This window comes from Bacteroides sp. (genome assembly GCF_019417265.1).
GTDB lineage: Bacteria > Bacteroidota > Bacteroidia > Bacteroidales > Bacteroidaceae > Phocaeicola.
In genome coordinates this window covers 1-10,777 of record NZ_DXVR01000093.1, presented here as the reverse complement: position 1 = coordinate 10,777, position 10,777 = coordinate 1, and the positions used below count along the sequence as shown (strand labels likewise).

The following is a 10,777-nucleotide window of genomic DNA, read 5'->3' as shown; positions in this document are numbered from 1 at the left end:
ATCAGTGGTAATGACATTATAACAGTCAACCAAAATCAGGAAAAGACAATTTATTTACTGTTTATTTACCGTTTAGACGTTGTTTATTTGGCGTTCATCAATCGTTCATCAGCTTACCCGACTTACTCTTAATTATTAATTTTTAATTCTTAATTTAATACATGGCAACAAGACGAATAATCCCGGATGATGATTTCGGCAAGATAGTGATAGGTACGCGCATAAATGCCAGAAACATATCGATGCGTGTGAAGAAGGACGGGCTTTATGTCACTGTTCCTCCGTTCACTAAGACAGACCGTATAATGCAGGTGATAGCCGACTACAGACCGAAACTGCTTGCTTCTTTTACCAAAGCATCTCCTAAGATTATAACAGACGGATTCTCGATTGATGCTCCGTGCTTTAAACTCACCGTTGGGGTGGGAGGGTTGAAGTGTTTCTCTGTACGTCGCGAAGAGGAAGGAGTGATGAAGATTCTATGTCCGCAGAATGTGGATTTCAATTCTCCGCAGACACAGAAACTGCTGAATGCGGCCATTGTGCGTGCCATGAAGAAGAGTGCAGAAGAATTCCTGCCACCTTTACTGAAATTCTGGGCAGATAAATATGGTATGACATACCGCAAGGTGAGGATAACAGGGGCAAAGTCGCGTTGGGGAAGCTGTACATCAAGGGCTGCAATAAGTCTTTCCTGCTATCTTATGTTGCTCCCCGTACATCTTATGGACTATGTGATTCTGCACGAGCTTGCCCATACCAAGGAGATGAATCATGGTTCCGGTTTCTGGAAACTTCTTGACAGCATGACCGATGGTGCTTCCCATCAGCTCAGGGCACAGCTGCGCAAATTCAAGACCGATTTCTTGTAAAACCTTTCTTTGCCCATTTCATGCTGTTCCATCTCTTGACGAATACTGCTGCGCGTATGTTTTCGTCCAAAAGGAAGGCTATCCACATTCCTACCAAGCCCCATCCCCGGTATATGCCGAGCAGATAGCTCAGACCTACGGAAACAGTCCATTGCACTACTACTCCAAGGTAGAAAGGGAAGTTCACGTCGCCGGCAGAACGGAGCGCGTTTGTGGCATAAATGTTTACGGCGCGGCCAATCTCCACAAGGATGTCAATCATCAGTATCGTTACTCCAAGACGGACGATTTCTTCATTGTCGGTTAGCATACTGAATATGGTATGACCGAATACAGCCCAGATACATGAGAGTATGAGGGATACGAGGATGGAAATACGCATGACGAACTTGCCGAGCAGATAGGCAGCACGTATCTTGTTTTGTCCCACAAGATGTCCGATACTGATAGCACCACCTTGAGCCATGGCGATGGCAAACAGATAGACGAACATCACGATGTTTACGGTGTATGTACGTGTGGCGAGCGCATTATTCCCGAGTATGTTTATAAGATAAGTGATGACCACCTGCGAGAAGCTGTAGGACATGTTTTCTCCGGCGGAAGGAATACCGATTTTGAGCAGATTTTTAAGCTCTATCCAAGGGAAAGGTCTGAAAAGAGCAAGAGGGAATTTAGAGATATGTTTTCTGAAGAGTATCACGAAAAGTACTACCATACTTACTCCTCGTGCGATGGAAGTGGAAATGGCGGCACCTTCTGCTCCCATAGCCGGAAAACCGAATTTACCAAAAATCAGTATATAGTTTCCAACGATGTTCATAATGTTCACAAGAACGGTGACAAGCATAGGATAAATAGCCTTGTTGGCACTGCGGAGTGAGGCTGAGATGGTGAGAGATATTGCCTGGAAGAAAGCGAAAGCACCTACTATCTCCATGTAGCCTATACCATATTGTAGAAGCTCCGGACGAAGCCCCATCCAGTCGAGAAGTGTCACTGCCCCGAAATGCAGTATGGCACTGACCAGCAGACCTACAACGAGATTCAGCAATAGTGATACTCCTACCACCTGTATCATCTTCTGTTGCAGTTTAGCACCGAGATACTGCGAGCAAAGTACTGATGTACCGATGTTGATAACCTCGAATATGAGGAATGCGAACATCACAATCTGATTTACTACACCCACTGCTGCCACACTCTCGTCCGAGTATTGGCTCAACATTACGGTGTCTATGGCTCCTAACATCATAATCAGGAGCGTTTCAATAAAAATAGGGACTACCAGTTTGGTAAGTCCCTTTTTGATATTTGTCTGTTGAATAACTTTTTCCACTTTTTGTCAGAATTTTTTCCGCTGCAAAGTTACGTCATTCTTTCAATATGGTGTATTGATGTATGTCAAGTTATTTTCAGATACAGCTTTCTTTAATAGCATTTATCACAGCAGAGGTGAAACCTTCGTGTTCGAGGCGGTTCAGACCTTTGATTGTGATTCCTCCCGGAGTAGTCACCTTTTCTATCTCTGTGGCCGGATGTGACGAATCGTTTTTCAGAAGAATCTGTGCCGCACCAAGCATAGTCTGTGCTACCATTTTCTTGGCTTCCTGAGGCTTGAATCCCAATTCGATTCCTGCCTGCATGGCTGCCTGTACGTATTTCAGCACATATGCTATTCCACATGAAGTGAGAGCTGTTCCTGCAGGGAATAGCTTTTCTTCTATCAGGACTGCAACTCCCATCTCGTTGAACAGTTTCATCATAATATCAATCTGTTCGGCAGAAGCATTTCTTGATGCAACGAGAGTCAGACTTTCGTTTATTGCAATGGCTGTATTGGGAATGACGCGGAAAATAGGCATCTCCGGGTCTACGAAATGTGCCAAATCTTCGAAAGTAAGTCCTGCTGCTACAGATACAAGAATCTGTGGCTGGCGCAGACGCAAAGGTTTAAGCACCTCTTCCATCTTCCACGGCTTGACAGCAAGGACTACTATGTCTGCACCGTCGGCAGCTTCCTTATTACTGTTTGTCGTATTGATTTCGGGATATTCTTCCTTCAGTTTCTCCAACTTTGCATTGCTCGGATTCGACACTGTTATGTCGCTTGCGTCTACATACTGTCCGTGTGCCAGGCCGCGTGCTATAGCACCGCCCATGTTTCCTGCACCGATAATTGCTATTTTCATACTTTTCTGCCTTATTTTACTACATTGTGAAGTCTTTCCAGGAAGTCGTCAGCTTCTGCTATGCTCAGACAGAGAGGAGGCAACAGACGGATAACATTTGTTCCGCTTACACCGGTAAACACTTTCTGTTCGAAAAGAAGTTTGTTGCGGATTTCCTTGATAGGTTCTTCAAACTCCATACCAATCATAAGTCCGAGTCCGCGAAGTTCCTTTATTCCCTTGAAGGATTTGAGTTCTTCCATAAGGTGTGCACCTACCTTTGCAGCATTCTCGATAAGGTTTTCTTCCTTCATCACATCGAGAACAGCTATTGCAGCGGCACATCCCAGGTGATTGCCACCGAAGGTAGTGCCAAGCTGTCCGTACACCGGAGTGAACTTAGGACTGATAAGTACGGCAGCCATTGGGAAACCGTTTGCAATACCTTTGGCTACAGTAATCATATCCGGCTTGATACCCATGTGCTGGTGAGCGAAGAACTTGCCGCTTCTGCCATAACCTGACTGTATTTCATCGAGGATAAGAACTGTGTTTGTTTCGTCACACATATGGCGCAGCTCCTTCATGAACTCAGCATTTGGTACCTGAATTCCGCCCACACCCTGTATTCCTTCGATGATAACAGCGCATACGTCACCCTTTGAAAGTTCGGCCTTTACAGCTTCTGTATCGTTTAGAGGGAGATATGTTACATGTCCGTTATCGTTTATCGGAGCAATGATTTTAGGATTGTTTGTCACTTCCACAGCCAGTGAAGTACGTCCGTGGAAAGCCTTTGCAAATGAAATGACTCTTGTGCGTCCGTTATAGAATGAAGCTAATTTCAATGCGTTTTCGTTGGCTTCGGCACCGGAGTTGATTAGAAACAACTGATAATCATCGTAACCACACATTGCTCCGAGTTTTTCTGCAAGGTCCTTCTGGAGTGTGTTGATTACAGAGTTTGAATAGAAGCCTAATTTAGCTACCTGATTGCTTACGGCTTCCACGTAGTGCGGATGTGCATGTCCTATTGATATAACGGCATGTCCTCCGTACAGGTCAAGATATTCATTGCCATTCGCGTCCCACACGTGACAGCCTTTGCCTTTAACGATGTTTACGTCGAAAAGGGGATATACGTCGAAGAGGGTCATAATTTTTTAGTTTTTAGTTGTTAGACTTTTTAGCTGTTAGTTTTTAGCTGTTGGTAGCTTGAACTAATAACCAACAACTAAAAACTAACAACTAATATTAAAACGCACTTGGTTTCAATCTCAGTCCCACTGTTTCCTCAAGGTTGAACATCAGGTTCATGTTATGCACTGCCTGACCGCTTGCACCTTTCAGAAGATTGTCGATACATGAGATGATTAGAAGCTTGTCGCCATGTTTCTCTAAGTGGAGCAGACACTTGTTGGTGTTTACCACCTGTTTCAAGTCAATATTCTTTTCAACAATGTGTACGAAAGAATCTTCAGCATAATAGTCTTCATACATCTTTACCAATTCTGAAAGTTCCACTTTAGTCTTTACCACTATAGTTGCGAAGATACCTCGTGCGAAGTCGCCACGGTAAGGAATGAAATCTATCTCAGAATCGAAACTGTTCTGAAGCTGGCAGAGTGACTGCTTGATTTCAGGAACATGCTGATGCTGGAACGGCTTGTAGATGCTCATATTGTTGTTACGCCAGCTGAAGTGGCTTGTAGCACCCGGCTTTACTCCGGCACCTGTACTACCTGTGATGGCATTAACCATGACATCATCGTTGAGCAGCAGGTTCTTTGCCAATGGCAGAAGGCCCAACTGGATACAAGTGGCAAAACATCCCGGATTGGCTACATGCTTGCTATGGCAGATAGCGCGTCTGTTCAGTTCCGGCAATCCGTAGATGAAATCATGGTCGTTGCTCTTGATGCGATAATCCATAGACAGGTCGATAATCTTCAAGTCTTCAGGTACGTTGTGGCTGTCCATGAACTTCTTTGTGTCGCCATGTGCTGTACAGAAGAAGAGAACATCTATCTCGTCTAATGGAAGTTCGTCTGTAAATGTAAGTTCGGTTTCGCCGTACAGACCTTCGTGAACATCTGTAATCTTGTTTCCGGCGTTGCTCGAACTGTTGATAAATACTATCTCTACTTCAGGATGGTTGATAAGCAGACGAATAAGTTCGCCTGCCGTATATCCTGCACCACCTATAATTCCTACTTTTATCATACGTCAGCCTCGTCTTTATGGTTAGCATAATAGGCTCTGAGCGGAGTAGAAAGAACCTTGATGAATCCTTTTGCATCGTCGGCTGTCCAGCCTTTCTGCATTTCACCGTATTCACCGAACTTGTTCTTAACGAGGTCATCCTTAGAATCAACGCCTACAGTTGAGAAACAGTAAGGACGCAATTCGAGAATAACTGTACCGTTTACGTTACGCTGGCTTTCTGTCAGCATAGCTTCGATGTCGCGCATAACAGGTTCCAGATACTGGCTTTCGTGGAGGAACATACCGTACCAGTTGGCAACCTGGTCCTTCCAGTACTGCTGCCATTTACTCAAAGTATATTTTTCGAGGAACTTGTGTGCACCGATGATAAGCATAGGAGCAGCAGCTTCGAATCCTACACGTCCCTTGATACCGATGATAGTATCACCCACGTGCATATCGCGGCCAATACCGTAAGCAGCACCGATTTCTTCTATCTTCTGGATAGCCTTAATCTTGTCGTCGAAGTGCTCGCCGTTTACAGCGCAGATTTCACCTTTCTTGAATTCAAGTCTGAGTTCTTCCGAACCTGTCTTTTCTACCTGTTTCAGATATGCGCTTTCAGGCAATCCCTGAGTAGAGTCCAGAATTTCTCCACCACAGATAGAAGTACCCCAGATACCTACGTTGTAAGAGTATTTCAGTTTTGTGAAGTCTGCTTCGAAACCATGTTCTTTCAAGTAGTTGATTTCGTATTCACGACTCAAAGCCATATCACGTGTAAGGGTGATGATTTCAACACCCGGAGCCATCACAAGGAAAGTCATGTCGAAACGAACCTGGTCGTTACCGGCTCCTGTTGAACCGTGAGCGATGGCGTGTGCACCGATTTCGTTTGCAAAACGTGCAATAGCCAATGCCTGGAAGATACGTTCAGAACTTACAGATATAGGATAGGTTCCGTTACGGAGTACGTTTCCGAAAACCATATATTTCAGACTCTTTTCGTAGTATTCCTGAGTTACGTCAAGAGTTACATATTTTACAGCTCCAAGCTTGTATGCATTCTCTTCGTTCTGTTTCAACTGTTCCGGGCTGAAACCACCTGTGTTTGCACAGGCTGCATATACTTCATATCCTTTTTCTTTTGCCAGATACATTACAGTGAACGATGTGTCAAGACCACCGCTGAATGCTACAACTACTTTTTTCTTTTCCATATATGTATGTGAGTTTTAGTTTTAGAAATTATTTACTTTGTCGTCCTGATGAAAGGCAGGGTCGTATAACATGGCTGTACAGATACAGAATTTTCTGTTCTTTGCCATCAGAATTTCGTGGTTTATGCAACCCTCACATCCTTTCCAGAAAGCTTCATCGTCAGTAAGCTCGTTGAATGTTACAGGTACATAGCCTAATTCTGTATTCATTTTCATTACGGCAGCTCCTGAAGTAAGACTGAAGATTTTTGCCTTAGGCCAACGCAGACGTGCAAGGGTGAAAGATGCATGTTTGATTCTCTTTGCAAGTCCCAGACCACGATATTTCGGGTGTACGATAAGTCCGGAAGTAGCTACATACTGTTTGTTTCCCCATGATTCGATGTAGGTAAATCCTGCCAAATCATCTCCGCACAATGCTATTATAGCTTTACCTTCTTTCATTTTTGTGGCTACATATTCATGAGTACGTTCTGCTATACCTGTTCCACGTACTTTTGCAGCCTCTCTTATGGTGTCGAGTATATAATCCACATATTTTTCGTGTGAAGCGTCTGCCACCATTACGTCTATTTGTTTTTCCTTTTCCATCGTTTTATATATTGTTCCTTCAGCTATAATTTTTATTAGTTGTTTCAATTAATGTTAGGTATTATTTGTCTTAGAGTTTCCATGACATCCTGGCGCGAATAGCCTTCTCTGATTACCATCATAATGGTGTCGTCGCCTGCTATTGTTCCTAATATCTCTACGAAATTATGGTCGTCGATGTCATATGCCAGACTGCTTGCGTATCCAGGTCTTGTCTTGATTACTGCAATGTTTCCGGCAAACTCTATTCCCATGAACCCGTTATGGCGCATCATCTCCGTTGCTCCCGGCGGATTTGCCATGCGTTTGTACATGGTATTGTTCGGGAGTACGTATACATAGTTTCCGTTCATGCTGGCTGCCTTGGCTACTTTCAGTTGCTTCAAGTCTCTCGAAAGTGTAGCCTGCGTAAGACTGAATCCTTCTTTGGTCAGTTCCTGAAGAAGTTCATCCTGGCTTCCGATTTCTTTAACGGAAATAATCATTTTTATGGCATCAAGCCTTGTACTCTTACTTTTCATTGTATAATTATTCTATAATGAGCGCAAATATACATCTATTTATTGTAATACATGCATAAAAACAGATTTTTTTGCGATTTTATTCGTAAAAAATGTGAAAAGTATGCATAAATAATCATTTGTGCGGTATATGTATAAGTTTTTTGTAACTTTGTACAAACGATATATAATAATAAGGTATATGAATTACGCACTACTTGAAACAGGTAAGGATCCTATGGGAAATGCCATATACGATTACTTCGATAAAGGTCAGGCCGGGAAACTTAGAGTTTTCTCGCCTCAGTTTGATGAAGATGAAATACCTGTTGATACACTGTTTCGTGAGTATGACGAAATGCCGGAGCTGGAGAGAAAGGCTCTTGACATGGCTGAGGGTAAGATATTGGATGTAGGTGCCGGTAGCGGCTGTCATTCGGTTGCCTTGCTGGATATGGGTAAGGATGTTGAGGCCATAGATATATCTCCGCTTTCTGTCAAGGTGATGGAGGAGAGCGGTATCAATGCTCGTCTGGTAAACCTGTTTGACCCTTCGTTCGTAGGAGGATATGACACTATACTGATGCTAATGAACGGTTCCGGAATAATCGGTTCTTTACAGAATATGGAAACTTTCTTCACCCGTATGAAAGAACTGTTGAATCCGGGTGGCTGTATTCTCATGGATTCGAGCGATTTGAAATACCTGTTTGAGGATGAGGACGGAAGTATGCTTATTGATTTGGCAGCCGATTATTATGGTGAGATAGAGTTCAGTATGCAGTATAAGCAGATAAAAGGTGAGCCCTTCAAGTGGTTGTATATTGATTATGAAACTCTGAATTTTTATGCATCTCAGTACGGCTTCAAGACTGAACTTATATGTAGCGGAGAGCATTATGACTATCTGGCAAAACTTACTTTAGTGCTCTAATTTTCATTAATACTTTTATTTCTACTATACCCGTTTGGGTATAAATAACTATTTAGAATGATAAATTATACCCTAAAAGGTATAATTGGTCGAATGAATTATTATATTTGTACCCGAAAGGGTATAATTATGGAATATACGGTAATAGCAGATTTCGTAAAAGAGATGCGTCGGCAGTTCGGATTGACTCAGGTTGATTTGGCTGACAAGTCTGGAGTAGGGTTGCGCTTTGTGCGTGATTTGGAACAGGGCAAACAGACCTTGCGTATGGATAAGGTAAATCAGGTGCTCAGTCTTTTCGGCCGTCAAGTGGGACCGGTGGAATTGAATTTCCAAATAAAGGAGAATAAATAATTAGGGTAAGTTTATCTTGAAATTTAGGTGATTCATGATGATGTAATAACGAAATCAATAAAAATCATACCTCATTTCACTTTCACATCTTTCACACACACACAACTTTCTGCTTGAAAATAGATGATTTTGGTTTTATTTGTAAATGCCTCCCTAATGTATAAAAAGAACAATGCAAAATGGGCGTAAATCTATATTGTTTGACAGCTGTCAAACACATGGACGACAGCTGTCAAACGTACGACTGACACGTGTCAGACAATTGTCCGACAGCTGTCAGACAACATAGAATTTTAAGCAAAGTAACATTATTGTTTCTATGTGGAGACGCAAATTTCAAATTATGAGTTCAAAATTTTTCAACATATCATCTTCAATTTTATTATAATATATTGAAATGCTTCAAAGCATTAATAATACCGTCATCATCCACAGACGAAGTGATATAGTCGGCTGCAGCCTTTACTGTGTCCGATGCATTACCCATGGCAACACCTATTCCTGCATGTTCAAGCATGTTGATATCGTTTCCGCCATCACCGAAAGCCATAGTTTCTTCAAGCTTTATGCCGTAATGCTTTATAACTTCATCTATACCGCGGCTTTTGCTTGTGCTTCTGTTTATGATATCTGCAAATAGAGGATGCCATCTCATCGTTTCGCAGTGAGTAAGTATCTTGCCGAAAATCTCTTCATCGGCTTCTGTAGGGAAGTAGCCCATAATCTGGAGAATATCTTTCCCGAGTGCTTCTTCTCCCGGTTTTACAGGAGGAATCGAAATCTCTATAAGTTTGGCTATGTCTTCCACAGCCTTATCCACTTTTGTGATAAACCACTGATTGTCGTGTACAAAGACGAACGGATAGTCGTGGTTTTTAGTATATTCCACAACTCTTTCTATATCTTCGGCTGGTATCAGTCCCTTGTATATATCCTTATGGTCGGCAGTAAAGCAGTGGGCACCGTTCAGGGTTATATATCCGTCGAATTCAAGATCTTCAAGATTGTTTATAAGTAATTGGGGGCGTCCTGTAGCGATAAATACCTTTATACCTTTTTCTCTTAACTCTTTAAGTGCCTGTTTGGTTGATTCCGGTACTCTGTGTGTCTTGAACGAAACCAATGTTCCGTCGATGTCGAAAAATATAGCTTTAATCATAAAAGTCCAATTGTAATTTAGTCAGGCAAAGTTATCAATAAAAACTGATATCAGAAAAAATGTAGTATGGTTATTGATTGACTGACGCTTTGCTGAATGTTTATCTTTCATAATACATGGTATGATATTTCAATTGTATAAGATGGTGTTAGATGTAAAAATAATTGCGTTTTTATTTGGTTTATAAAATAAACTGTTTTATATTTGCAGTGTAAAGAAGATAAGTCTTCTTTTTTAATAAATATATGGTTTATTTTATAAACTAATTTATATATGAATAAACTGATAAACGCGAAATGAGCTTTTTGTACAAAAATGTCCATATAGAAGTGTAGAACATTAAAAAATTTATTGTGTATGAAAGAAAATCTATTTTCGGAGAAAGACAGTTTGGAACTGATTTCCCAGATGTTAAAACAGACAAAGCAGAATATGGAAGTTGGAAGCGGCAATGTTTTCCTGTATTATGGTTATTCGGCTTTTATTATTTCTCTTGTTGCGTTCGCTATGGTTTATTTCACTGCCAATCCGTTATGGGCAGCTTTATGGTTTCTGATGTTTGTTCCGGGTATAGTGATGAAGATCAAGGACAGAAAAGAGAAGCCTCAGGTGGTGACATATATGGAAAAGGCTATAGCAAATACATGGTCCGTTATAGGCTCAATGTTCTTGTTGACTATTATTGCTATAGTTCTTTTCGGTTTCCATACCGGAATATTTATAGTCAAAAGTAATTGAATTGCGAAAAATTCCCCCAAAAGTATTACCTTT

At 41.7% G+C, this 10,777-nt stretch carries 12 protein-coding genes; 4 read left to right on the top strand and 8 right to left on the bottom strand.

The window, feature by feature from the left end:
• Positions 1-161 precede the first annotated feature (161 nt).
• Entirely contained in the window at positions 162-872 is a 711-nt protein-coding gene (locus QZ379_RS10480; RefSeq protein ID WP_291564207.1) for a M48 family metallopeptidase, read from the top strand.
• Here the strand turns inward: QZ379_RS10480 and QZ379_RS10475 are convergent.
• From QZ379_RS10475 to QZ379_RS10445, 7 genes are all read right to left on the bottom strand, one after another.
• A complete protein-coding gene (locus QZ379_RS10475; protein ID WP_291564204.1) occupies positions 853-2,211 on the bottom strand; it encodes an MATE family efflux transporter in 1,359 nt (452 codons plus the stop codon). The genes QZ379_RS10480 and QZ379_RS10475 overlap by 20 nt on opposite strands.
• Positions 2,212-2,287: 76 nt before the next feature.
• On the bottom strand, positions 2,288-3,064 hold the full coding sequence (proC, locus tag QZ379_RS10470) for a pyrroline-5-carboxylate reductase (RefSeq protein WP_291564201.1): 777 nt from the start codon (positions 3,062-3,064) through the stop codon (positions 2,288-2,290).
• Positions 3,065-3,075: 11 nt separating this feature from the next.
• The gene (locus tag QZ379_RS10465) at positions 3,076-4,200 is read right to left on the bottom strand and encodes an aminotransferase class III-fold pyridoxal phosphate-dependent enzyme (protein WP_291564198.1); all 1,125 of its coding nucleotides are present in this window, start codon (positions 4,198-4,200) and stop codon (positions 3,076-3,078) included.
• Positions 4,201-4,297: 97 nt separating this feature from the next.
• A complete protein-coding gene (argC, locus tag QZ379_RS10460) occupies positions 4,298-5,266 on the bottom strand; it encodes an N-acetyl-gamma-glutamyl-phosphate reductase (protein ID WP_291564195.1) in 969 nt (322 codons plus the stop codon).
• A complete protein-coding gene (locus QZ379_RS10455) occupies positions 5,263-6,468 on the bottom strand; it encodes an argininosuccinate synthase domain-containing protein (RefSeq protein ID WP_291564193.1) in 1,206 nt (401 codons plus the stop codon). The genes argC and QZ379_RS10455 overlap by 4 nt, the downstream gene beginning before the upstream one ends.
• A gap of 21 nt (positions 6,469-6,489) precedes the next feature.
• The gene (locus tag QZ379_RS10450) at positions 6,490-7,059 is read right to left on the bottom strand and encodes a GNAT family N-acetyltransferase (protein ID WP_291564190.1); all 570 of its coding nucleotides are present in this window, start codon (positions 7,057-7,059) and stop codon (positions 6,490-6,492) included.
• Positions 7,060-7,103: 44 nt separating this feature from the next.
• Positions 7,104-7,580 (bottom strand): arginine repressor, encoded by a 477-nt coding sequence (locus QZ379_RS10445; protein WP_291564186.1) that lies wholly within the window; start codon positions 7,578-7,580, stop codon positions 7,104-7,106.
• A gap of 181 nt (positions 7,581-7,761) precedes the next feature.
• Between QZ379_RS10445 and QZ379_RS10440 the strand changes: the two genes are divergently transcribed.
• Together QZ379_RS10440 and QZ379_RS10435 are read left to right on the top strand one after the other, a co-directional pair.
• On the top strand, positions 7,762-8,493 hold the full coding sequence (locus QZ379_RS10440) for a bifunctional 2-polyprenyl-6-hydroxyphenol methylase/3-demethylubiquinol 3-O-methyltransferase UbiG (protein WP_291564184.1): 732 nt from the start codon (positions 7,762-7,764) through the stop codon (positions 8,491-8,493).
• Positions 8,494-8,622: 129 nt separating this feature from the next.
• A complete protein-coding gene (locus tag QZ379_RS10435) occupies positions 8,623-8,847 on the top strand; it encodes a helix-turn-helix transcriptional regulator (RefSeq protein ID WP_291564182.1) in 225 nt (74 codons plus the stop codon).
• A 382-nt stretch (positions 8,848-9,229) separates the two neighbouring features.
• On the opposite strand, the gene QZ379_RS10430 is transcribed toward QZ379_RS10435, so the two are convergent.
• On the bottom strand, positions 9,230-10,006 hold the full coding sequence (locus QZ379_RS10430) for a Cof-type HAD-IIB family hydrolase (protein WP_291564179.1): 777 nt from the start codon (positions 10,004-10,006) through the stop codon (positions 9,230-9,232).
• A gap of 357 nt (positions 10,007-10,363) precedes the next feature.
• On the opposite strand from QZ379_RS10430, the gene QZ379_RS10425 reads away from it, so the two are divergent.
• Positions 10,364-10,744 (top strand): hypothetical protein, encoded by a 381-nt coding sequence (locus QZ379_RS10425; RefSeq protein ID WP_291564175.1) that lies wholly within the window; start codon positions 10,364-10,366, stop codon positions 10,742-10,744.
• The last annotated feature ends 33 nt before the right edge of the window (positions 10,745-10,777 follow it).